Source organism: Streptomyces hainanensis, assembly GCF_004348415.1.
GTDB classification, from domain to species: domain Bacteria; phylum Actinomycetota; class Actinomycetes; order Streptomycetales; family Streptomycetaceae; genus Streptomyces; species Streptomyces hainanensis.
Window position 1 is genome coordinate 1 of the sequence record NZ_SMKI01000027.1, and the last position, 22,507, is coordinate 22,507.

Annotated in this window: 20 protein-coding genes and 1 pseudogene; 5 read left to right on the top strand and 16 right to left on the bottom strand. The window is 73.6% G+C overall.

The window, feature by feature from the left end; all coding sequences use genetic code 11:
* A pseudogene (locus E1283_RS38530) lies at positions 1-134 on the top strand (glucosamine-6-phosphate deaminase); the annotation flags it as partial.
* Positions 135-144: 10 nt separating this feature from the next.
* Here E1283_RS38530 and E1283_RS04200 read toward each other — a convergent pair.
* From E1283_RS04200 to hppD, 7 genes are all read right to left on the bottom strand, one after another.
* Positions 145-2,193: a beta-galactosidase gene (locus tag E1283_RS04200; RefSeq protein WP_132816493.1), complete on the bottom strand. Its 2,049-nt coding sequence runs from the start codon at positions 2,191-2,193 to the stop codon at positions 145-147.
* A 47-nt stretch (positions 2,194-2,240) separates the two neighbouring features.
* Positions 2,241-3,104, bottom strand: coding sequence for a carbohydrate ABC transporter permease (locus E1283_RS04205; protein ID WP_207930292.1), 864 nt, complete (start codon positions 3,102-3,104; stop codon positions 2,241-2,243).
* Positions 3,101-4,060, bottom strand: a complete 960-nt coding sequence (locus E1283_RS04210; protein ID WP_132816494.1) for a carbohydrate ABC transporter permease — start codon at positions 4,058-4,060, stop codon at positions 3,101-3,103. The genes E1283_RS04205 and E1283_RS04210 overlap by 4 nt, the downstream gene beginning before the upstream one ends.
* Positions 4,057-5,385 carry an ABC transporter substrate-binding protein gene (locus tag E1283_RS04215; protein ID WP_132816495.1) on the bottom strand — a complete coding sequence of 443 codons (1,329 nt, stop codon included), beginning with the start codon at positions 5,383-5,385 and terminating at the stop codon, positions 4,057-4,059. The genes E1283_RS04210 and E1283_RS04215 overlap by 4 nt, the downstream gene beginning before the upstream one ends.
* A gap of 220 nt (positions 5,386-5,605) precedes the next feature.
* Positions 5,606-6,889, bottom strand: coding sequence for an APC family permease (locus E1283_RS04220; protein WP_132816496.1), 1,284 nt, complete (start codon positions 6,887-6,889; stop codon positions 5,606-5,608).
* Positions 6,890-7,029: 140 nt separating this feature from the next.
* The gene (gene fahA / locus E1283_RS04225) at positions 7,030-8,235 is read right to left on the bottom strand and encodes a fumarylacetoacetase (protein WP_207930296.1); all 1,206 of its coding nucleotides are present in this window, start codon (positions 8,233-8,235) and stop codon (positions 7,030-7,032) included.
* 68 nt (positions 8,236-8,303) lie between these two features.
* Complete coding sequence (gene hppD / locus E1283_RS04230; RefSeq protein ID WP_243744589.1) at positions 8,304-9,449, bottom strand: 4-hydroxyphenylpyruvate dioxygenase; 1,146 nt, start codon at positions 9,447-9,449, stop codon at positions 8,304-8,306.
* A gap of 285 nt (positions 9,450-9,734) precedes the next feature.
* On the opposite strand from hppD, the gene E1283_RS04235 reads away from it, so the two are divergent.
* The 3 genes from E1283_RS04235 to E1283_RS04250 all read left to right on the top strand — a co-directional run bounded on the left by E1283_RS04235 (position 9,735) and on the right by E1283_RS04250 (position 11,862).
* On the top strand, positions 9,735-10,355 hold the full coding sequence (locus tag E1283_RS04235; RefSeq protein ID WP_132816499.1) for a TerD family protein: 621 nt from the start codon (positions 9,735-9,737) through the stop codon (positions 10,353-10,355).
* Between the two features lie 183 nt (positions 10,356-10,538).
* Positions 10,539-11,387, top strand: a complete 849-nt coding sequence (locus tag E1283_RS37025; protein WP_165956007.1) for an RICIN domain-containing protein — start codon at positions 10,539-10,541, stop codon at positions 11,385-11,387.
* 67 nt (positions 11,388-11,454) lie between these two features.
* Complete coding sequence (locus E1283_RS04250; protein WP_132816501.1) at positions 11,455-11,862, top strand: nuclear transport factor 2 family protein; 408 nt, start codon at positions 11,455-11,457, stop codon at positions 11,860-11,862.
* 44 nt (positions 11,863-11,906) lie between these two features.
* On the opposite strand, the gene E1283_RS04255 is transcribed toward E1283_RS04250, so the two are convergent.
* Positions 11,907-12,458, bottom strand: a complete 552-nt coding sequence (locus E1283_RS04255; protein WP_243744585.1) for a hypothetical protein — start codon at positions 12,456-12,458, stop codon at positions 11,907-11,909.
* Between the two features lie 121 nt (positions 12,459-12,579).
* Positions 12,580-12,894 carry a putative quinol monooxygenase gene (locus E1283_RS04260; RefSeq protein ID WP_132816502.1) on the bottom strand — a complete coding sequence of 105 codons (315 nt, stop codon included), beginning with the start codon at positions 12,892-12,894 and terminating at the stop codon, positions 12,580-12,582.
* Positions 12,895-13,089: 195 nt separating this feature from the next.
* On the opposite strand from E1283_RS04260, the gene E1283_RS04265 reads away from it, so the two are divergent.
* Entirely contained in the window at positions 13,090-14,313 is a 1,224-nt protein-coding gene (locus tag E1283_RS04265) for a helix-turn-helix domain-containing protein (protein WP_132816503.1), read from the top strand.
* 66 nt (positions 14,314-14,379) lie between these two features.
* Here the strand turns inward: E1283_RS04265 and E1283_RS04270 are convergent, their stop codons facing one another.
* The 7 genes from E1283_RS04270 to E1283_RS04300 form a co-directional block, all read right to left on the bottom strand.
* Entirely contained in the window at positions 14,380-15,633 is a 1,254-nt protein-coding gene (locus tag E1283_RS04270; RefSeq protein ID WP_132816504.1) for a sugar ABC transporter permease, read from the bottom strand.
* Positions 15,626-16,414, bottom strand: a complete 789-nt coding sequence (locus tag E1283_RS04275) for an ATP-binding cassette domain-containing protein (RefSeq protein WP_132816505.1) — start codon at positions 16,412-16,414, stop codon at positions 15,626-15,628. Before E1283_RS04275 ends, E1283_RS04270 begins: the two co-directional genes overlap by 8 nt.
* Positions 16,415-16,426: 12 nt before the next feature.
* Positions 16,427-17,497 carry a substrate-binding domain-containing protein gene (locus E1283_RS04280; RefSeq protein WP_207930293.1) on the bottom strand — a complete coding sequence of 357 codons (1,071 nt, stop codon included), beginning with the start codon at positions 17,495-17,497 and terminating at the stop codon, positions 16,427-16,429.
* A gap of 22 nt (positions 17,498-17,519) precedes the next feature.
* A complete protein-coding gene (locus E1283_RS04285; RefSeq protein ID WP_132816506.1) occupies positions 17,520-18,137 on the bottom strand; it encodes a histidine phosphatase family protein in 618 nt (205 codons plus the stop codon).
* A gap of 103 nt (positions 18,138-18,240) precedes the next feature.
* Entirely contained in the window at positions 18,241-19,329 is a 1,089-nt protein-coding gene (locus E1283_RS04290; protein ID WP_243744586.1) for an NAD(P)-dependent oxidoreductase, read from the bottom strand.
* A gap of 78 nt (positions 19,330-19,407) precedes the next feature.
* Positions 19,408-20,874: an FGGY-family carbohydrate kinase gene (locus E1283_RS04295; protein ID WP_207930294.1), complete on the bottom strand. Its 1,467-nt coding sequence runs from the start codon at positions 20,872-20,874 to the stop codon at positions 19,408-19,410.
* Positions 20,867-22,366 carry an FGGY-family carbohydrate kinase gene (locus E1283_RS04300; RefSeq protein WP_132816508.1) on the bottom strand — a complete coding sequence of 500 codons (1,500 nt, stop codon included), beginning with the start codon at positions 22,364-22,366 and terminating at the stop codon, positions 20,867-20,869. Before E1283_RS04300 ends, E1283_RS04295 begins: the two co-directional genes overlap by 8 nt.
* Positions 22,367-22,507 lie beyond the last annotated feature (141 nt).

The following is a 22,507-nucleotide window of genomic DNA, read 5'->3' on the forward strand; positions in this document are numbered from 1 at the left end:
GCCACCCCGCCTCCGCCGTCCAACTCCACCCGCACACCACCGTCATCGTCGACGAGGCGGCGGCCGGCCGGCTCACCCACCTGGACTACTACCGGCACGCCTGGGACAACAAGCCGGCCTGGCAGGGCATCTGACCGCGTTCCCTCACGGCTCCGGGAACACCGCCACCTGGTAGGGCGCGAGCCGCAGCACCCCGCCCTCGGGCGCCGCGCCGCCCAGCAGGTCGGGGCCGGCGACGGGTGGCAGCGGCACCTCGTGTGGCCGGTCGGTGTGGTTGAGCAGGAACAGGTGGTCGGTGCCGTCCTCGGCCCGCCGCCGCACCGCCTCGATGCCGTCCGGCGTCGCCAACACCGGGGCGACCCGGGCGCGTTCGGCCGCGTCGAGCAGCAGCGCGCTCATGGTCGCCTGGTCGGGCGAGGTGCCCAGATAGGTGGCGGTGCCGGCGCCGAAGCGGTGCCGGGTGACGGCCGGCCGGCCCCGGTACTCGCCCTCGGTGTACTCGGCGACCGCCTCGGCGCCGTCCAGCAGGATCACGTCCTGCCACTCGCCCGCCACCCCGGCCCGGCCCGCGTGGTCGAGGCCGCGCGTCTCGTCCGGCTGCAACGGGCTGAACTCCTCGACCAACAGGCCGAGCAGCTCCCGGAACGCGCCCGGGTGGCCGCCCTCCCGCACCCGGTCGTGCTCGTCCGTGATGCCGCTGAAGTACGACATGACGAGATGGCCGCCGTCCCGCACGAAGTCCGTCAGGTTCTTCGCGCCCGCGTCGTCCACCAGGTAGAGGCTCGGCACCACCACCAGCCGGTAGCCGCTCAGGTCGGCCCGTGGGGAGACGAACTCCACCGGCACGTTGGCGTGCCACAGCGGCCGGTAGTGGTCCAGCACCCGGGCCCTGAAGTCCAGGTCCGCCGAGGGGTGCCCCGGCAGCTCGACGGCCCACCAGGCGTCCCAGTCCCACACCACGGCCGTCTCGGCCACCACCCGACCCCCCGCCAGGCCGGCGAGCCGCGGCAGCTCGCCGCCCAACTCCCGCACCTCGCGCCAGACCCGGGTGCGGGTGCCGCCGTGCGGCAGCATCGCCGAGTGGTACCGCTCGGCGCCCACCCGGGACTCCCGCCACTGGAAGAACATCACCGAGTCCGCGCCCCTGGCCACCGCCTGGAGCGAGCGCGGCCGCAACTGCCCGGCCGGGCGGGCCGAGTTGCGGCGCCGCTGCACGTTGGGCCCGGTGGACGACTCCATCAGCAGCCAGGGCTCGCCGCCGCGCAGCGACCGCATCAGGTCGAAGTTGTAGGCGGCGAGGACCTGGCCCTCCCGGTCCCAGGAGTTGGGGTAGATGTCGAGGGCCACCACGTCCTCCTCGGCGGCCCAACGCCAGTAGTCCAGGTGCTTGAAGCCGCCCATGAAGTTGGTCGCCACCGGGATGTCCGGGGTGTGGCGGCGCACGATGTCGCGCTCGGCGGTGAAGCAGGCCAGCGACTCGTCGCCGGAGAACCGGACGAAGTCCAGGTGGTGGCCCGGGTTCGGGCCGCCGAGCAGCCGGCCCCGCGGCGGTTCGATCCAGTCGAAGCTGTCGTAGTGCTGACCCCAGAACGCGGTGCCCCAGGCCGCGTTGAGGGCGTCCACGGTGCCGTACCGCCCGGCCAGCCAGCGCCGGAAGTGGGCGGCCGACACCTCGCAGTGGCAGTGGGCGAGCCCCGGGTACTCGTTGCCGATGTGCCACATGGCCAGCGCCGGATGCCCCGCGTAGCGCTCGGCGAGCCGCTCCGTGATGTCCGCGGCGTGGTGCCGGAACACCGGCGAGGACGGGCAGTAGTGCTGACGGGCGCCGAACGCCACCCGGCGCCCCTCGGCGTCCACCGGCAGGGTCTCCGGGTGCTCGTGCGCGAGCCAGGCCGGCGGCGCCGCGGTGGGCGTCGCCAGGTTGGCACCGATCCCGTGCTCGGCCAGCAGGTCGAGGAGCCGGTCGAGCCAGCCGAAGTGGTGGACGCCCGGCCGGGGTTCGAGCCGGCCCCAGGAGAAGACGCCGACGCTGACCAGGTTGACCCCGGCCTCGCGCATCAGCCGCACGTCCTCCAGCCAGGTCTCCTCGGGCCACTGCTCGGGGTTGTAGTCCCCGCCGTAGGCGAGGGTGCCGAGGCGGGCGCGCAGCCGCCGCATCCGGTCGCGGGAGTCGGCCGGGTCGGGGGGTGTCATGACGTTCCTTTCCACGGATTCGGGTGCGCTGTCGGGCCCCGGCCCGCTCAGCCCTTGAGCGCGCCGACGGTCAGTCCGGCCCGCCAGTAGCGCTGCATGGCGAAGAAGACCACCAGCAGCGGCAGCGTGGAGACGAGCGAGCCGGCGATCACCAGCATGGTGAACTCGGGGGTGGCCATGGCCTGTTGCTGCCACCCGTAGAGGCCGAGGGTGACCGGCCACAGGTCGCGGTCGGTGAGCATCACCAGCGGCAGGAAGAAGTTGTTCCAGATCGACACGAAGGCGAACAGGTAGACCGTCACCAGCGCCGGACTCAGCATCCGGGACGCGATGGTGAGGAAGATCCGCAGCTCACCCGCGCCGTCGATGCGGGCCGCCTCGACCACCTCGTCCGGCACCGCCGCCGCGCTGTAGACCCGGCACAGGTACACGCCGAACGGGTTGGCCAGCACGGGCAGCAGGACCGCCAGATAGGTGTCGGTCAGGTTCAGGTTGCTCATCAGCAGGAACAGCGGCAGCGCCAGCACCGTGCCGGGGATCAGCACGCCGCCGAGGATCCCGGCGAAGACGGCGTCCCGGCCGCGGAAGCGGAAGACGGCCAGCGCGTACCCCGCGAAGGCGGCGATCACCGTCGAGCCGAGGGCGCCGAGCCCGGCGTAGACCGCCGAGTTGAACAGCCAGCGGGTGAACCGCCCACCGTCCTCGGCGAACAGCGTGCGGAGGTTGTCCACGAAGCCGCCGACGAAGCCGGCGTCCGCGAACCAGAAGCCGTTGGTCGAACCGAGTTCGGCCGTGGTCTTGGTGGACGACACCACCAGCCAGCTCAGCGGGAAGAGGAAGTAGACCGTCAGCGCCAGCAGGAAGAGCAGCGCCAGGCCGGCCGGGAACACCCGGCGGTACGCGGTGTTCACGAGTCCACCCCCCGCTGGGCGGCGCGCATCAGGCCGTAGCTGAGCGCGAAGGCGACGATGGCCAGGCTGACGGCGATCGCCGCCGCGTAGTTGGGGTCGTTGAGGCCGAACGCCTGGGCGTAGCCGGCCATGTTGGGGGTGTAGGTGGCGGTGACGTTGGCGGTCAGCGAACGCACCACCATCGGTTCGGCGAACAGCTGGAGGGTGCCGATGACCGAGAACAGCGCGGTGAGCACCAGGGAGGGGCGCACCAGCGGGATCTTGATCCGCCAGGCGATGCCCCAGCCGCCCGCGCCGTCCACCCGGGCCGCCTCGAACAGCTCGCGCGGCAGCGCCTGGAGCGCGGCGAAGATGATCAGCATGTTGTAGCCCGTCCACTGCCAGGTGGCGATGTTGGCGATGGACCACAGCACGGTGTCCGGGCCGAGGAAGTCCACCTCGATGTTCACGTCCTGGAGCAGGCCCACCACCGGGCTGATCCCCGGCACGTACAGGTAGGCCCAGAGCACGGCGGCCACGATCCCGGGGACCGCGTGCGGCAGGAACGCGGAGAACTGGAAGAAGCGGCGGCCGCGGGCGACCCCGGCGTCGAACAGCAGGGCCATGGCGAGCGCGAGCAGCAGCATCACCGGGACCTGCACGACGCCGTAGAGGAACATCCGCAGCACGCCGTCGATCACCTCGCCGTCCTCCAGCACCCGGCGGTAGTTGGCGAGGCCGGCGAACCGCTCGACGGGGCCGTCGAGGCCGAGCCCCGACCACTGCTTCTCGCGCAGGCTCTGCACCAGCGCGTAGCCGATCGGGATCGCCTCGAAGAGCAGGAAGAGCCCCAGGAACGGGGCGAGGAACGCCCAGCCGTGGCGGGTCTGCCGACCGAGCCGGCCGGCCCCGGGGCGCCGCCGCCCCGCCTCGGCGGACCGGGCGGTCGCGGTGGATCGGGTGGTCGCGATGCTCATGCCGTCACGCTCAGCCCCTTCTGCTCCAGGGCGGCCACCGTGGTGCCCTGGGCGGTCGCCAGCGCGTCGCGCAGCGGACGGCCGTCGCCGAGCGCGGCGGCCACGGCGTCGGTGAAGTCGTCGCGGACCTGGTCCATCGTCGGACCCCAGGTCATGACGTGGGTGTGGTCGGCCGCCGCCCGGAAGACGTCGTCGATCGGCCGCCCGCCGATCGCCTCGTGCGGCCGGGAGACGGCCGGGCGCGCCTGGCCGCTGAGGGAGGCGGGGAAGAGCGCCGAGTGCTCGGGGTCGACGAGCAGGTCGGCGGCGTCCGGGTCGGTGTTCAGCCAGGCGGCGAACTCGACGGCGGCCGCGACGTGTTCGCTGCCGGCCAGGACGGCGGTGGAGGAGCCGCCCCAGTAGCCGGACGACGGCCGGTCGGCGGCCACGCTGGGCAGCGACGCCACCCGCCAGACGCCCTCGGGGGCGGTGGGCGGGTACGAGGTGAGGGTGCCGGCACCCCAGGCGGGGCCGAGCCAGGTGGCGAGCGTGCCGTCCTGGAGGGCGGCGTGCCAGGCCGGGTTCCAGTGCTGGCTGGTGGTCACCAGGTCGTCGGCGAGCAGCTCGGTCCAGAAGTCGGCGGTCTCGCGGGACGGCGCGCCGTCGATGTCGACGTGCCAGCTCTCGCCCTCGGTGGTGAACCACTGGGCGCCGCGGGCCGCGGCGAGCGAGGCGAACCAGAAGGTGTCGCCGGCCGGATAGGCCGTCAGGTAGCGGGAGTCGTCGGCCGCTCGGAGCCGGGCCGCGGTGTCCCGGAACGCGTCCCAGGTGCGTGGCACGGTGAGGCCGTGCGCCTCGAAGATGTCCTGCCGGTAGTACATCGCCATCGGGCCGATGTCCTGGGGGACGGCCCAGACCCGGCCGTCGATGAGGACCTGCCGCCAGGCGGACGGCACGAACGCGGGCTCCAGGGCGGCGGCCCGGGCGGTGATGTCCTCCAGGTAGCCGGCGACGGCCAGCGTGGTCAGGTTGTTGTAGTCGACCTGCACCAGGTCGGGCGCGCCGCTGCCGGCCGCGACGGCCGAGGAGAGGCGCTGGAAGATGCTCGCCCCGCCGGCGGGGGCGGAGAGCTCGACGTGGACGTCGGGGTGGGTGCTGTTCCACAGGTCCACGGCCTGGCCGATGTCGGCCCAGGCCCAGAAGTCGAGCGTGATCGCGCCGGATCCGGAACGGCCCGATCCGGTCCTGGCGCAGGCGGTGGTCCCCGCCGCGCCGGCCGAGGCGAGCGCGAGGAGCAGGGCGAGGGTGCGTCGTCGGGACGGGGAGAAAGGCGGTGGGCTGGGCACGGCGTCCTCCGGTCAGCGGACCGACTTGAGCGCGGTGACCCCGAGTTCTTTCCGGGCCCCGAAATCTTTTCCCGAAAAGGTTTCTGGGGTGACGCGTTGATCAGCGTGGCCGTGGCCTCGGGGATCGTCAACCCTTCGGGCGTGATTCGTTTCAAAGGGGGAGCCGAGAACGGCCGTCTGCGGACGGCGTGTTTCCGGAATCCCGCTAACAGTTTCCTGGTCAGCGGCGGGTGACGCGGCGGGCGACGCGGCGGCGGACGAGGTAGCCGGCCGCGCCGGCCGCGAGCACCGAGGCGCCGGCGAGCACCGAGGCCGGCGGCAACGCGAAGGCCAGCACCAGGCAGCCCGCCAGACCGAGGGCCGGGACGACCCGGCGTCGACGGCCCTCGGCCGAACGGAGCGTCCAGGCACTGGCGTTGGCGATGGCGTAGTAGACGAGCACCGCGAACGACGAGAAGCCGATCGCGCCCCGCGCGTCGAGCGTCCCGGCGGCTATCGCCGCCACCGCGCCGACCGCCAGCTCGGCCCGGTGCGGCACCCCGAAACGCGGGTGCACCGCGGCCAGCGCGTGCGGCAGGTGCCGGTCGCGGGCCATGGCGAGGGTGGTGCGCGACACCCCGAGGATCAGCGCCAGCAGCGAGCCGAGCGCGGCGACCACGGCGCCGACCCGCACCACGGGCCCCAACTCCGGCACCCCGGCGGCACGCACCGCCTCCGCGAGCGGCGCGCTCGCGCCGGCCAGGCCGCCGGCGCCGAGCACCGCGAGGACGGTGACCGCCACCGCCGCGTACACCACGAGGGCGATGCCCAGCGCCAGCGGGACCGCCCGCGGGATGGTGCGTGCCGGGTCGCGCACCTCCTCGCCCAGGGTGGCGATCCGCGCGAAGCCGGCGAACGCGAAGAACAGCAGCCCGGCCGCCGTGAGCACCCCGCCGACCCCGGCGTCCGCGAGGCCGGCGCCGAGGTCCAGCCGGTCGGCGGTCGCGCGGTCCGAGGTGGCCGCGGCCACCACCACCGCGGCCAACACCGCGAGCACCACGGCCACGATCACCCGGGTCAGCAGGGCGGACTTCCGCACCCCGCCGTAGTTCACGGCGGTGAGCGCCACCACCGCCGCGACCGCCACCGCGTGCGCCTGGTCGGGCCAGGCGTAGGTGCCGACCGTCAGCGCCATCGCGGCGCAGGACGCCGTCTTGCCCACCACGAAGCCCCAGCCGGCGAGGTAGCCCCAGAAGTCGCCGAGCCGCTCCCGGCCGTAGACGTAGGTGCCGCCCGAGGCGGGGTAGCGGGCGGCCAGCCGGGCCGAGGAGGTGGCGTTGCAGTAGGCGACGAACGCGGCGAGCGCCAGCGCGAGCGGCAGGGCGGCGCCGGCCGCCCCGGCGGCGGGCGCCAGCGCCGTGAAGACGCCGGCGCCGATCATCGAGCCGAGCCCGATGACCACCGCGTCGAAGAGGCCCAGCTCCCGCCGCAGCCGAGGCTCGGCCCCGCCCCGTGGTTCGCTCATGGCCCGTGCCTCTCCGGCGTCGCGTGCGGTCGTCCGTCGTCCGTGGTCCGTCGTCCGTGGACCGTGGACCCTCGTTCGTCGTCCGTCGTCCGTCGTCCGGGGCCATGATCCCGGACACGCCGACGCCGGTTACGCCGGGGTCAGGCGGGTGCCGCCGACACCCGGCCGCGCACCTCGCCGAGACCGATCCGGGCGCCGTCGGGGCCCGGCGCGGTGCCGCTGATCACCACCTCGTCGCCGTCCCGCAGGAAGGCCCGCTCCGTGCCGTCGGGCAGCACCAGCGGCTCGGCGCCGTTCCACGTGAGCTCGATCAACGAGCCGCGCTGGTCCCGGCGGGGGCCGCTGACGGTGCCCGAGGCGAACAGGTCGCCGGTGCGCAGCGGGGCGCCGTTGACCGTGAGGTGCGCCAACTGCTGGGCCGCCGTCCAGTACACGCCGGCGAACGGCGGCCGGGAGACGGGGTGCCCGTTGAGCGTCACCGTCAGCGCCAGGTCGAGCCCCCAGGGCTCGGCGTCGGTGTCGTCGAGGTAGGGGAGCGGCCGCGGGTCGCGCGGCGGTGGCGCGACCCGCGCGTGGCGCAGCGCCGCGAGCGGCACGATCCACGGCGAGACCGAGGTGGCGAAGGACTTGCCGAGGAACGGGCCGAGCGGCACGTACTCGAAGGCCTGGACGTCCCTGGCCGACCAGTCGTTGACCAGGCAGACGCCGAAGACGTGCCGGTCGGCCTCGGCCAGCGGCACCGGCCGGCCGGGGGCGGAGGGCGCGCCCACCACGAAGCCGACCTCGGCCTCGAAGTCGAGCCGGGTGGTGGGCCCGAGGGCGATTTCGCCGTCCGGGGCCCGGCGTTGCCCGCTCGGCCGGACGACCGGCGTGCCGGAGACCACCACCGTGCCGGCGCGGCCGTGGTAACCGATGGGCAGGTGCTTCCAGTTGGGGGTGAGCGCGGCACCGTCGGGGCGGAGGATCCGGCCCAGGTTGGTGGCGTGTTCCTCGCTGGCGTAGAAGTCGGTGTAGTCGGCGACGGTGAACGGCAGCCGGGGCGTGGTGAACTCGGCCGGCACCAGCAGCGGTTCGAGCGTCGGCCGGTGCCGCTCGTCGGTCAGCCACTCGGTGACCCGGGCGCGGACCCGGGCCCAGACCGCGGGCCCGGCGGCGAGCAGCGGGTCCAGGGTGCCGGCGGCGAACAGGCCCGCGTCCGGCGGCAGCAGGACCCGGGCGGCCGCCGTCAGGTCGAGCACCAGGTCGCCGATCGCCACCCCGACGCGCGGTTCCGGCGATCCCGGCCCGGTGAAGCTGCCGTAGGGCAGGGTGCTCGGGCCGAAGGGATGCCCAGGGGCCACGTCCAGCCAGGTCGTCGCCGTCGTCGCTGCCGCCGCCGTCGCCGTGCCCGGGCTCGCCGTCCCCCGCTTCCCGTTCAGAAGTTGCCCCTCTTCGCCTGCTCGCGCTCGATCGCCTCGAAGAGCGCCTTGAAGTTGCCGATGCCGAAGCCGAGCGAGCCGTGCCGCTCGATGAACTCGAAGAAGAGGGTGGGCCGGTCACCGAGCGGCTTGGTGAAGATCTGGAGCAGGTAGCCGTCCTCGTCGCGGTCGACCAGGATGCCCCGGGACCGCAGCTCCTCGATGGGCACCCGGACCTCGCCGATGCGGGCGCGGAGCTCGGGGTCCGAGTAGTAGGAGTCGGGGGTGGCCAGGAACTCGACGCCCCTGGCCCGGAGGGTGTCCACGGTGGTCAGGATGTCAGAGGTGGCCAGCGCGAGGTGCTGTACGCCGGGGCTGGTGTAGAAGTCCAGGTACTCGTCGATCTGGGACCGCTTCCTGCCGATGGCCGGCTCGTTCAGCGGGAACTTGACCCGGTGGTTGCCGCTCGCCACCACCTTGCTCATCAGCGCGGAGTAGTCGGTGGCGATGTCCTCGCCGACGAACTCGGCCATGTTGGTGAAGCCCATGACGCGCCGGTAGAAGTCCACCCACTCGTCCATCCGGCCGAGCTCCACGTTGCCCACCACGTGGTCCAGGGCCTGGAAGAGCCGCCGGGGCTCGTCGGCCGCGCGGACCCGGGTGCCGGTGCGGGCCACGTAGCCGGGGAGGTAGGGGCCGGTGTAGCGGGAGCGGTCGACCAGGGTGTGCCGGGTCTCGCCGTACGCGGCGATGGCGGCCAACCGGACGGTGCCGTGCTCGTCCGTCAGCTCGTGCGGCTCCTCCAGGACCGTCGCGCCCTGGGCCCTGGCGTGCGCCACGCAGCGGTCGACGTCCGGCACCTCCAGCGCGACGTCGACGACGCCGTCGCCGTGCCGGCGGTGGTGGTCGAGCAGCGGCCCGGCCGGATCGACGCCGCCCTTGAGCACGAAGCGGACCGCGCCGGAGCGCAGCACGTAGGCGTGGTGGTCCCGGTTGCCGGTCTCGGGGCCCGAGTAGGCGACCAGCTCCATGCCGAGGACCACCTGGTGGAAGAGGGCTGCCTGGGTGGCGTTGCCCACCGCCCAGACCACGGCGTCCCAGCCGGTCAGCGGGAACGGGTCGCTGCCCGCGTCGTACTCCACGAGGCCGACCAGCTGCCGCAGCTGGTCGCGGTCGAGTTCGGCCAGCCGTTCCTGGCTGGTGAGGGTGTCGTCGATGCTCACGGGTGGGCCTCCTCCGCCAGAATGTCCGCTGTACAGAATGACACCGCGACTTCCTCGTGCTCCGCAAGAGATGCGCAATGGGCTGGCAGCACTGTTCAGAATGCCCCGCTGATCCGTCCATTCTCTGTACAGGATGCCCACTGCGTCCGGTATCGCTCGGCCGACTTCTACAGTGTTGTAGATTCTGAAGCGAGGACTGTTCCCGAATCCCAGGAGTTGATCGACGTGGGAGTGTCGCTGTCCAAGGGCGGTAACGTCTCGCTGACCAAGCAGGCCCCGAACCTCACGGCGGTGACCGTCGGCCTCGGCTGGCAGGCGCGCGCGACGTCCGGCGCGGACTTCGACCTGGACGCCAGCGCGCTCCTGGTGAACGCGCGGGGCAGGGTGCTGAGCGACCGACATTTCGTCTTCTTCAACAACCTCAAGAGCCCGGACGGCGCGGTCACCCACATGGGCGATGAGCTGGTCGGCGGCGCCGGGAGCGCCGCGGGTGTCGGGGGCGTCGGCGGTCTCGACGGCGCCGGCGGCGACCAGGAGGAGATCGTCGTGGACCTCGCGGCGCTGCCGGCCGAGGTCGACCGGGTGGTGTTCCCCGTCTCCATCTACGACGCCGACGCCCGCCGACAGAGCTTCGGACAGGTCACCGGCGCCTTCATCCGCATCGCGAACCAGGCGGACGGCGGCGAGCTCGCCCGCTACGACCTCACCGAGGACGCGTCGAGCGAGACGGCCATGGTCTTCGGCGAGCTCTACCGGCGCGAGGCCGAGTGGAAGTTCCGCGCCGTCGGCCAGGGCTACGCCTCCGGGCTGCGCGGCATCGCGGCGGACTACGGGGTGAACGTCTGAACGCGCTTGTGAGGATTGTGCGTTCGCACACGCCGAGGGGGCCCGGTGGGAACCGGAGCCCCCTCGACGCGCGTGTGGCCCCGGCGAGGGCCGAGTGCGGGCGGTGGCTAGGCTGTTGGCCGACGTGATGCGCAGCACACCGTCCCCGATCGTGCCTCGTGTCCCCGTGAACGGAGGAATCCGGTGCCGTCCCCACGCTTCTCCAGCACCTTCGCGAGCAAACCCTCCCGCGCCAGCCGCGGTCTCGTCCCCGGCCGGCGGGTGTGGGCCACACTCGGCGGCACCGTCGCCGCCGTCGCCGTGATCGCCGGCGCCACCACCGTCGCCGCCTCGCTCGTCGACGACGACCAGGAGCCGGTGGCCGCCCCCTCCCCCCAGGAACTGGAGCCCAGCGAACTCCTCGCCGACGCGACGGACGCGGAGACCGAGGAACCCGAGGAGGAGCCCGTCGAGGAGGACGAGGAGCCGGCCGAGGAGCCCGAGGAACAGCCGGCCGAGCAGCCCGTCGAGCGCGCCCCGGTCGAGGAGCCGGTCGAGGAGGAGCCCGCCGAGGAACCGGCCGAGGAGCCGGCGGACGAGCCGGACCCGCCGGCCGAGCGCGACGAGCAGCCCGAGCGGCAGAACCAGCCCGCGCGGGTGACCGGGCCCACCGGCCTCATCGTCGGTCTGGCCGAGAAGTGCGCCGAGAGCAACACCTACGAGCCGGGCAACGGCACAGGCCTCCACCTCTGGGACTGCAACGGCTCCGACCGCCAGCAGTGGACCGTCGCCTCCGACGGCACCCTCCGCGTCCAGGGCTTCTGCCTCAGCCTTGGCGGCGGCGCCACCGCCGACGGCACGCCCGTGGTGCTGGCCACCTGCGACTCCACCCAGGCCATCCAGCGCTGGCGCATCGAACGCGCCGCCGGCGACATCGTCAACGTGGTCGCCGACCGCTGCCTGGACGTCGCCAACGCCAACACCTCCAACGGCACCCACCTCCAGATCGCCAACTGCTCGGGCAACCCGGCCCAGAAGTGGACCGCGCCCTGACCGACCCGCGACGTCCTGCGGTCTACCGTGGGGCCGACACGCAGCGTTTCAGAGAGAGGCACACCGCGTGACGGCTCCCGACACCACGACCAGGGCGGCGATCGAGGAACACTGGCGGGCCTCGGAACGCGGCGACACCGAGGCCGAGCACGCCATCTACGCCGAGGACGCGATCCTCGACTACCCCCAGTCGGGCGAACGGTTCCGGGGCCGCGCGGCGATCACGGCCCAACGCGGCGGCCACCCCGCCAACCGGCACTTCACCATCCACCGGATCACCGGCGGCGGCGACCTGTGGGTGAGCGAGTGCGTCATCACGTACGACGGCGTGCCCACGCACTCGGTGAGCGTCATGGAGTTCGCCGACGGGCACGTGACGCACGAGACGCAGTACTTCGCCGACCCGTTCGGCGCGCCCGCCTGGCGGGCGGCACTCGCCGAGCCGATGCCGGGCAGGACCATCGCCCGGGAGTGAGCCCGCCCGCCACGCCCGGCCTCGCCGGCTTCTCGGGTGCGACGTCACTCTTCTCCGACGCCCAACTCCCGGGAGAGCGCCCGGAGCTGATCGGACGGCAGCGGGCTCATCGTGACCAGGTCGCCGACGAGTTGCTTGATGGTGGGTTTGGCGCGGAACATCTCCGGCAGGAGTTCCCGCACCCTGTGACGTGCCCCCAGGAAAACGATGGAGAGCCGGAACGCGCCGGCGGCCATCAGCAGCGGATCGCCGGCACGTTCGGCGGCGACCACGGCGCGGTCCACCGCGACCCACGCCACCTCCGGCTCGCCCATGTTCGCCAGTGCCGCGCCGCACGTGTGATACATCGCGGCCAGCAGCCGGAACAGCTCCGGTCGTTCCTCGTCGGAACCCGCCCGTGTCGCGGACTCCAGCCGGGGCACCAGCCCATCCAACAGCTCGGCCGCCCTGAGTGAGTGCGCCGAACTCAACACGAGTCGGAGCCTGCTCGCACCGGGCGCCTCACCCTCGGCGACGGACGCGACGATCGGTGCCTCAGCTGCCAGTTCGGCGATGGGCACATCGAGGACTTCGGCGACCTTCTCCAGGACCGTCATCCGGTGGATGCGGCGAACGCCCCCAGGCTTCCGACCGGTCCAGCAGACCTGCGAACTCCTTCTGCCACAGCCGCACCGCTTGCGGTTGAAGGCGATCCTGCGGCCGAACGCTTTCTCGTACTCAGTGCTCAACGTCCACACCCTTGCCGGCGACGAAGTCCAGGCAGTCCACCTCGGTCGAGGCGAGGTACTGCTCCCGCTCGTCGAGGAAGATCCGCACGTACTCCTGTGACTCATGCGTCTCGAACGCGGCCACGTCACGGTAGAGCTCGTAGAAGATCCGCTCCAGCGGCCGGCCGTCAACACGATGCACGGTGTAGATCACCGTCCCCGGTTCGTTCGCACGAATCTGCGCCCCGGTCCGCGCCACCAACTCGTCGAACGCGGCGGCAGCGGTCTCGTCCGTGCACGTGAACCGCACCATCAGTCCGAACATCCCGGTCCCTCTCTCCTCGGCGAAACGGCCAGGCACCGACCTACCACCATCCCCTGACAACGTCACCGGTGGTAGCCCTCGCCCTGGCGGGCGGGGAACCTCGGAGGCGCCGCCCCCGCTCTCGTGACCGGCTGTTCACGTGCGGGGTGTGCGAGTAGCGTTCACGCTGTAACGGCACACCAGCCGGGAGTCACAGTGTCTGACGACTTCGATGTCCCAACACGTACCATCGGCACCAGAATCCACGAGCTCCGGACCATACGGGGCTTCTCCCTCTCGGAACTCGGCCGCCGCGCCCATGTCTCCGCACCCCAACTGTCCCGGATCGAGCGGGGGCAGCGGTTCGCCTCGCCCGGGGTGGTCGCGTCCGTGGCCCGAGTCCTCGGCGTCGGCGTGTCCGTGCTGCGCGGACAGCCCTACATCCACATGCTCCAGAAGGACCGGCTCGACGCACTGCTGTCTCCCATCAGCAGCGCCCTCGACAGCTGGGACCTGCTCCCCGACGACGAGTCCTCGCCGCGCTCGTTGGACACGCTGGAATCGGAGGCGCGGCGGATCGCGGGACTTCGGGTCCAGACGAAGTTCGTCGAGATCGCGGATGACCTCCCTGGACTCCTCGTCGAATCCGCGCTGGTGACGCAGGCGAGCCATCGCTCGGACCGAGACCGAGAACGTGCCTTCGCGCTGCAGTGTGAGATGGCGCGCACGGCGGCCATCGTGGCCTACCGGATGGGCTTCATCGACATGGCCCGCCTTGCCCTAGCGCGGTTGGCCGCCGCCGCACCGCAGTCAGGAGACCCTCGCCAGGTCGCCGTCGAGCGTTTCGAGCGGGCGTGTATCACACACGCCGAGAGCTCACGCCCGGACCGTGGCGTTGCCTTGGTGCGACGCGCCCTGCGCGACCTCGACGACGACGGCGACCGTATCACCAAGGCGGTGCGCGGCACGTTGCAGTTGCGCGCCGCGACGCATGCGTTGCGCAGCGGGGACGCGAGTGCGTCGGAGGACTTCCTCGCCCAGGCCACCGAGTTGTCGCAGGTCACGGGAGAGACCGGCTCCGCCGACGCGGTGGCCGACTACGCCCTGTCCTTCGGGCCGATTGAGGTGGCGCTCTCCCAGTTGGCGGCCGCCAACGACCGAGAGGACCACACGACGGCACTGAAGTGGGCCGCCGAGGTGCGACTGCCCGCCGACTACCGGCCAACCGGGGCGGCACGCTACTGGATTGACAAGGCACGGGCGGAGACCTGGACGGCCCGACATGACGCGGCGCTCGTGTCCTTGAGCGAAGCGAAGCGGGCGGCACCGCAACTGACCCGGTACCACCCGAGCGTTCACGAACTGGTCGGCACCCTGCTCCGAGCCCGGGCCAAGGCGCCAGACCCCCTGCGCGAGTTCGCGATGTGGAGCGGTGTGTAGCAGGATTGTCACCTTGAGTCAAGCTCCCGAGTGGGATGCGGGAGTTGGCCGACGAATCGCAGCCTTCTATGCCCAGCCGTGGGCGGTGCGGGAGCGGCGGGCGGCGGAGTCGAGGGCTACGGCGAGGGCCAGGACGAGGCCGGTGACGATGAAGCGGAAGGAGGAGTCGAGGTCCAGCAGGGTCAGGCCGTTGGAGATGGACTGGATCACCAGGATGCCGAGCAGCGCGGAGAACGCGCCGCCGCGGCCGCCGAAGAGGCTGGTGCCGCCGATGACGGCGGCGGCGATCGCGTTGAGGTTGACGTCGCCGGCGCCGGTCGCCTGGTTGGCGGCCGCCAGGCGGGACGCGGCGAGCAGGCCGCCGAGCGCGGCCAGCGAGGAGCAGAGCACGAACGCGGTGGTGTAGGTGCGCCGGACGTTGATGCCGGCGCGGCGGGCCGCCTCCGCGTTGCCGCCGACGGCGAACAGCGTGCGGCCCCAACTCGTCCTGGTGAGCGCGTAGTGCGTCGCCAGGACCAGGCCCACGAAGCAGACGAACATCCAGCCGATGCCCCTGGCCTCGTTCAGGTACCAGGCGGCGAAGCCGAGGCCGGCCAGCACGGCGAGGCTGCGCGCCACCAGCAGTCTGGTCGAGCGGGCGGAGAGGCCGGCGCGGCGGCGGGCCGCCGCGAGGGAGCGGCCGGTGAGGAACAGCCAGCCGGCCGCGAGGAGTACGAGGACGTAGGACAACCAGGCTGGTACGAAGGCGAGTTGGGCGAACCGGACCAGGCCCGAGTCATAGGGCAGGTTGATCGCGCCGGTGCGGCCCAGCAGGTAGAGCTGCACGCCGAGGAAGCTCAGCAGCCCGGCCAGCGTGGCGACGAAGCTCGGCACGCCGAGGCGGGTCACCATCATCGCGTAGACCCAGCCGATCGCCGCGCCCGTGCCGATCGCGGCCGCCAGGGCGAGCGGCATCGGCCAGCCCGCGTCGACGAAGGTGACGGCCGTGATCGCCGCGGACAGGCCGCTGACCGAGCCGACCGACAGGTCGATCTGACCGACCAGCAGCACGCACACCACGCCGAGCGCGATCACGCCCACCGGGACGCTCTCCACCAGCAGGTTCACCAGGTTCGCGCTGGAGAGGAAGGCCGAGTTGAGCGACTGGAAGACCGTCCAGATCACCAGCAGCCCGAGCACGATGGGCAGGGCCCCCAGGTCGCCGCCGCGGATCCGGTCCAGGATGGCGGCCAGCGCGGCCCGGGGGCCCTCGCCCCGCCGGAGGCGTTCGTCCAGCAGGTCGAGTGGCGGCGTGGCGCCAGCCGTTCCCTGGTCACTCATCGCCCGCGTCCCTTTCTCGATTGGCCCGGCGGGTCACGACGTTGTCGGCGGCGCCGATGATGGCCGCGACGATGTCCTCGTCGGACACCTCGGCGGTGTCGAAGAACCCGTTGTTGCGGCCGAGCCGCAGCACCGCCACCCGGTCGGCGACCGCCCGCACGTCCGCCAGGTTGTGGCTGATCATGATCACGCCGAGGCCGCGGTCCCGCAGCCGCTCGATGAGGTTGAGCACCTCCGCGGTCTGCGCCACGCCGAGCGCCGCCGTCGGCTCGTCGAGCACCACGATCCGCGGGTCGCCAAGCAGCGAGCGGGCGATCGCCACCGTCTGCCGCTGCCCGCCGGACAGCGCCGCCACCGGGACCCGTACCGAGGGGATCCGCGCCGACAACTGCCGCAGCAGCTCCCACGACCGCAGCTCCATGGTCACCTCGTCGAGCCGGCCGCGCCGCAACTCCCGGCCCAGGAACAGGTTCTCGACCACGTCCAGGTTCTCGCACAGCGCCAGGTCCTGGAACACCGTGGCCACGCCCAGCGCGTGGGCGTCGGCCGGGCCGCCGATGGTGACCTCCCGGTCGCCGAAGGCGATCGTTCCGGCGTCCGCGCGGTGCACCCCGGCCAGGACCTTGACCAGGGTCGACTTGCCGGCGCCGTTGTCGCCGACCACGGCCACCACCTGTCCTGGCGTCACCTCCAGGTCGACGTCGGTGAGCGCGGCGACCGCGCCGAAGTTCTTGCTGATGCGGCGGAGTGAGAGCGCGGGTCCCGTGGCGTCGGCTGACATCGGCGGCCCCGCTCAGCTCAGGCCGGCCGCGGCGCAGGCGTCCGCGTACTCGGCCGTGCACACCTCGGACACCTCGATCTGCTCGGACTCCGCCAGCACCTCGGCGATGTTGTCCAACGTCACCACCGTCGGCTCGAACAGCTGCGCGGGGGTGTCGAAGAGGGTGGTCTCGCCCTCCGGTTCCTCGCCCGACACGAAACCGTAGGCCGCCTCGGCCGCCGCCTCGGCGACGATCGCGATGGGCTTGGAGATCGTGTTGAACTGGTCGCCGGACACGACCCGTTGGGCCGCCGCGACCTCGAAGTCGTTGCCGGTCACCGGCGGTACCGGCATGCCGGCCGCCCGGAAGGCGGCGATCGCCGCGCCGCCGGTGCCGTCGTTGGCGGCGACCACGCCGGCGATCCCGTCGCCGAACCTGGTGATCTGCCCGCTCACCCACTCCTGGGCGTCCGCCGGCTGCCAGTCCGGCGTGTCGTACTCGGCGAGCAGTTCGAAGCCGCTGTCGTCGATCGCGTTGTGGATGCCGTCCTTGATCAGCCCGGCCGCGGCGTCGGTGGGGGAGCCGTTGACCTGGAGCAGCCCGCCCTCGGCGCCGGTCTCCCGGAGGTGGTCGACGAGGGACTGGCCGATGCTCTCGCCGATCGCCTCGTTGTCGAAGGAGATGTAGAAGTCCGGCGGGGTCTCCAGGACCGGCCGGTCGTAGGCGATCACCGGAACGCCCTGCGCCCGGGCCGCGTTGACGATGCTCGCCGCGGCCGTGGAGTCGACCGGGTCGATCACGATCACGTCCACGCCCTGCGCCAGCGCCGAGTTCGCCTGCTGCTGCTGGCGGGAGGCGTCCGCGTTGGCGTTGTTGTAGATGACCTCGCAGTCGGCGCAGAGTTCGGCCATCCGGGCCTCGAACAGCGGGCTGTCGTAGAGCTCGTAGCGGGTGGAGGCGATGTCCGGCATCAGAAAGGCGATCTTGGCGTCCTGGCCGTCGCCGTTGCCGCCGGAGCCGCCGCCTTCGCCCTCGGACGAGCAGGCGGTCGCGGCGGTCAGGGCGAGCAGCGCGGTCGCGGTGAGGTGAACGAGTCTGCGCACGACGTTCCCTTCCGGGTCGGGTTCAGCGGGGGAGGATCGGACGGTTGAGGGACAGCAGGGCCGCCGGCAGGTCCGGGTCGGCGGGCAGCCGGAGTTCGGTGACCGCCACGTTGTCGAAGCGGGGGAAGACGTGACGGTACGAGGACAGGTCCAGGCCGATCAGCGCGCACAACGCCAGCCGCAGCACCGTGCTGTGCGCGACCACCAGCACGGTGCCGTCCCGATGCCGGGCGCCGACCTCGCGCAGCGCGTCCGCCGCGCGCCGGGCGGCGTCCTGCGGCGGCTCGGCGCCGGGGAAGGGGTGCGCCACCGGGTCGGCGACGAACCGCCGCACCAACTCCGGGTCGGCCTCCGCCCTGGTGCGGCCCTCCAGGGCACCGAAGTCGACCTCGCGCAGGTCGGACACCACCCGCACGGGCACCCCGCACGTCTCCGCCGTGGGGCGGGCCGTGCGCAGGGCGCGGCGCAGCGGCGAGCTGACCACGGTGTCCACGCCCTCGGCGGGCGCCGCCCTGGCCAGCGCCACCACCTGTCGCCGCCCCGTCTCGCTCAGGTCGGGGTCGGAGCGCGCGCCGGCGTACCGGTTGTCCCGGTGCCACACGGTCTCCGCGTGCCGCACCAACAGCAGCCGCCCGCTCACCGGTTCACCACCGATCCCCGGCCGCCGAAGGAGGCCGGCCCCGCCGGCCGGTGGCGCCCGCCTTCGGCGCGCCGCGTCGGGGGCGGCGGCGCCGCGGCGCCGGTCACCTGGGCACCGTCCTCGGCCGGGTGGGGGACGGGGCGGCGCCGGCGGAGCGCGGCGGCTCCGTGGCCTGGTGCAGGGGCGGCTCGCCGTGCAGCCAGCGGGTGGCCTCGGCCGCGACCATGCGGGCGGCGCGCTCGGCGACCGCGCGGCTGGCGCCGGCCAGGTGCGGCGTCAGCACGAGGCCCGGCGCGCCGTGCAGCGGATGGTCGGGCGGCAGCGGCTCCACGTCGTAGACGTCGAGGCCGGCCGCGAACAGGTGCCCGTTCCGCAGGGCGGCCGCCAACGCGCCGTAGTCGAGGAGCGCGCCGCGCGCGCAGTTCACCAGCACCGATCCCGGCGGCATCGCGGCCAGTTCGGCCGTACCGATCAGTCCGGTCGTCTCGGCGGTGAGCCGGGCGTGCAGCGAGACCACCGTGGACGAGGCGAGCAGCTCCGGGAGTCCCACCATCCGCACCCCGGCCGGCATCGCCGCCGGGTCCGCGTAGGGGTCGGCCACCAGGACGTGCGCGCCGAGCGCGAGCAGCGCCGTCGCGACCCGGCCGCCGACCGCCCCCGCCCCGACCAACCCCACGGTGCGGCCGGCGAGTTCGAGCCCGGCGGCGTCGTACGCGTAGCCGCCGCCGTCCCAGCGGCCGGCCAGCATGGACTCGTGCGCGGGCGGGATGCGCCGCATCGCGGCCAGCATCAGGGCAAGGGTGTGCTCGGCGGTCGAGGCCGCGTTCCGGCCCGGGGCGAAGGTGACGGCGACGCCGTGCTCGGCCGCCGCCGCCAGGTTGGCGTTCACCGGGCCGCCGCGGCAGACCGCGAACAGCTCCAACTCCGGGCAGGCTTCCAGCACTCGGCGGGTCAGTGGCGCCATCTGGGTCAGGCACACCCGCGCGCCGGCCAACGCCTCGATCAACCGGTCCTCTGAGCCCGACGCCTCCCGAACCTCGGCGATCGGACCGAACGGCACGTGGGGCCAGGGCAGTTCCAGCTCCCGCACCCGCCAGGCCGCCGGCCCGCCGGCCTCGTGCAACGCCTCCACCAGGAGCCGGTTGAGCACGAAGTGGTCGCCGGCCACCAGCACCGGGATCGGTTCCGACACGTCGTTTCCTCCCTCACTCATCCGTGATGCACCCGTTCCGTGACGCACCCGTTTCCGTGACGCACCCGCGTCCGTGGTTCACCCGCCGTCCGCGGCGAACCGCGGGTCGAGCCAGCCGCGTCGGACCAGCTCCGCGACCAGCGCGTGGTAGGCGGGGGCGAGCGCGGCGGTCCGCGCCGGGTCCGGCTCGATGACGCGGCGCACCCGCACCAGCCGCCGGGCCGCGTCCGGCACGTCGCCGGTGACGGCGCCGGCGGCGAGCACCGCCATGCCGAGCGCCGGCTCCGGGTTGGCCGGCAGCCGCACCGGGACGCCGAGCACGTCGCACCGCAGCTGGTTCCACCAGGCGTTGCGGGTGGCGCCGCCGGTGAACGACACCGGGCCGCCCACGTCGGCGCCGGCCGCCGCCAGCACCTCGAACGACAGCCGCTCCAGGTGCGCGACCCCCAGGCAGACCGCGGCGAACACCGCCGCCCGGTCACCGGACACCGCCAGCGGCCCGCGGCCGAGGAAGCCGCGCGCCTCCGGCGCCACGAACGGGAACCGCTCGCCCGGGCCGACCAGCGGATAGCACGGCGCCACGTCGCGCACCCGCGCCGCGCCGGCCGTCAACGCGTCCAGGTCGGCACCCGGGAACAGCGCCCGCACCGCGCCCGCGCCGGTGCTCGAAGCGCCGCCCGGCAGCCACAGTTCGCCGTGCGGCGCGCGGTGCGAGTACACGGCGCCCGTCGGGTCGTTCGGCAGCGCCGCGCTGACCCCCTTGAGCGTCAGCGTCGTGCCCAGCACCGCGTTCCACTCGCCGACGCCGAGCGCCCCCGCGGCCAGCTGTGCCGCGCAGCCGTCCGTCATGCCGGCCACCACCGGGGTCCCGGGCGGCAGTCCGGTGCGGGCGGCGGCCTCCCGGCACACCGCGCCGAGCACCGTCCCGGGGCGCACCACCTCCGGGAGCGCGGCCGGGTCCACGTCGAGCCGGGCCAGTACCTCGGTCGGCCAGCGCTCCGCCACCAGGTCGTAGCCGGTCTTGAGGGCGTGGCTCGAGTCGCTGGCCACCGGATGGCCGACCAGCGCGGCCGCGACGACGTCCGGCTGGTGCGCCAGCCGCACACCGCCGGCCAACAGCCCCCGGTCCCGCCACCACAGCACCTTGGGCAGCGCCCACGTCGGCTGCATCCGGTAGCCGAGCCGCGTCCACAGCGCGGCGCCGGCCTCCTGGGCGGCCGCGGCCAGCGCGCCGGCGCGCGCGTCGTCGTACATCAGGCCCGGGGTCAGCGGGACGCCGGCCGCCCCCGTCAGCAGCACCGTGCCCGAGGTGGCGCAGACGGCGAGCGCGCCCACCGGGCGGCCGCCGAGCCCCGTCGACAGTTCGGCCAGCGCGTCCGCGGCCAGCGTCCACCAGTCGGCCGGGTCCTGCTCGTGCCGCGGCCCCTCGCGCCGGCCGCCGAGCGGCCTGGCCGCGCCGGCCACGGTCCGGCCGGCGTCGTCCACGGCCAGCGCCCGGACGCTCTGGGTGCCGAGGTCGACGCCGATCCACACGGGTTCAGCCATCGGCGCGCCACCCCTTCCAGCGGGTCGCGGCCAACTCCCTGGTGGCCAGGAACTCCGCGTGTTCGTGGTCGTGGAGTTCCCGCGACGCGGCCTCGGGCGCCAGCGTGCTCCGCCGCCGAACGAGAGCGCCGGCCGCCGAGCCGAGGTCGGGGAAGTCGCCGAGCGCGGTCAGCGCGAACAGCAGCGCCCCCTTGGCACCCACCTGGCTGTCCTCGGTGGTGACCGCCGGCACGCCGGTGACGTCCGCTATCAGCTGGCACCACAGCGCGCTCGCCGCCCCGCCCCCGCACAGCGTCAGTTCGACGGGCCGGTGCGGCGCGGCCGCCAGGCAGTCCCTGATGACGTGCGCGAGCCCTTCGAGCACCGCGCGGGCCAGGTGCTCGCGCCGGTGGGCGAAGAGCACGCCGGTGACCAGCCCGCTGGCCGCCGGGTCGAGGAACGGTGCCCGCTCGCCGGCCGGCGACAGGTAGGGCAGCAGCCGCAGCCCGTCCGCGCCGGGCGCCGACCGGGCCGCGAGGGCGGACAGTTCTTCGTGGTCGCGCAGCCCGAGCAGGTCGACCGTCCAGTCCAGCACGCCGGTGCCGGCCAGTGTGGGGAACGCCCGCAGCAGCGGCGCGGGCGGGCCGAAGGCCAGGGTGAGCCCCGACGGTTCGCCCGACGTGTCAGGCGCCTCCACCAGCACCTCGGTGCACAGGGTGGTGCCCAGCACACAGGTCGCCTGGCCGGCCCGGGTGGCGCCGGTGCCCAGGGCGGTGGCCACGACGTCGTAGGGCGCGAGCACCACGGGCGTGCCGGCCGGCAGGCCGAGCGGTTCCGCCGCCGCGCCCGTCAGCTCGCCGACCTGGTCCGCGCCGGTGAGCAACGGCGGCAGCAGCCGGGCGTGTTCGGCGAGCCCGTACGCGTCGAGCAGCCGGTCCGAGTAGCCGCGGGCGCGGATGTCGAGCCAGGGCGCGGACGCCTCCGACACCTCGACGCCCAGTACCCCGGTGAGCCGCAGGAACAGCCAGCCGCCGCACGTCAGCACGGCGTGCGCGGACCGCAGCGCCGCCGGCTCCTCCACGGCGAGCCGCCGCAGGATCGCGTTGGGCAGCCCGGCGTTGGTCAGCGAGCCGTTCTCGCGGTAGGCGTGCTCCAGCACCCCGGCCGCCCGCCAGGCCCGGACCACGTCGGCCGCGCGGGCGTCGTTCCACAGCACCGCGGGGCGCACCGGCCGGTGGTGCCGGTCGACCAGCCAGGCGCCGTCGCCCTGCGCCGTCAGCGCCAACAGCCGGACCGGCCCCGGCGCCCGGGCGACGGCCTCGCGCACGGCGGCGGCGACCGCCCGCCACACCGCGTCCATGTCCTGCTCGGCGCGCTCCGGACGTGGGTGGTCGACCACGGTGTCCCGGCGGGACACCGTCACCTCGCGGCCCGCGGCGTCGAACACCACGGCCTTGATGACCGTCGTGCCCGCGTCCACGCACACCGCGAACGGCCCGTCGTCCAGCACCATCGCCGCACCACCTCTTTCCGGCCGAGCCAGAAGTGACGCGTATTACACGCACGCCTCTCCGGAGTTCGCAACTCTTCACATCGATCTTGGTCGCGGTGCCCGACGGTTCGGGCGAACTCCCAGCTCAGGGGCGGGATCGCG

Coding starts and splice junctions, on each gene's coding strand:
- E1283_RS04200 (WP_132816493.1), bottom strand. CDS start 2,193: ATGACACCCCCCGACCCGGCCGACTCCCGCGACCGGATGCGGCGGCTG.
- E1283_RS04210 (WP_132816494.1), bottom strand. CDS start 4,060: ATGAGCATCGCGACCACCCGATCCACCGCGACCGCCCGGTCCGCCGAG.
- E1283_RS04220 (WP_132816496.1), bottom strand. CDS start 6,889: ATGAGCGAACCACGGGGCGGGGCCGAGCCTCGGCTGCGGCGGGAGCTG.
- E1283_RS04255 (WP_243744585.1), bottom strand. CDS start 12,458: ATGACGGTCCTGGAGAAGGTCGCCGAAGTCCTCGATGTGCCCATCGCC.
- E1283_RS04260 (WP_132816502.1), bottom strand. CDS start 12,894: ATGTTCGGACTGATGGTGCGGTTCACGTGCACGGACGAGACCGCTGCC.
- E1283_RS04270 (WP_132816504.1), bottom strand. CDS start 15,633: ATGAGTGACCAGGGAACGGCTGGCGCCACGCCGCCACTCGACCTGCTG.
- E1283_RS04275 (WP_132816505.1), bottom strand. CDS start 16,414: ATGTCAGCCGACGCCACGGGACCCGCGCTCTCACTCCGCCGCATCAGC.
- E1283_RS04295 (WP_207930294.1), bottom strand. CDS start 20,874: ATGGCTGAACCCGTGTGGATCGGCGTCGACCTCGGCACCCAGAGCGTC.
- E1283_RS04300 (WP_132816508.1), bottom strand. CDS start 22,366: ATGGTGCTGGACGACGGGCCGTTCGCGGTGTGCGTGGACGCGGGCACG.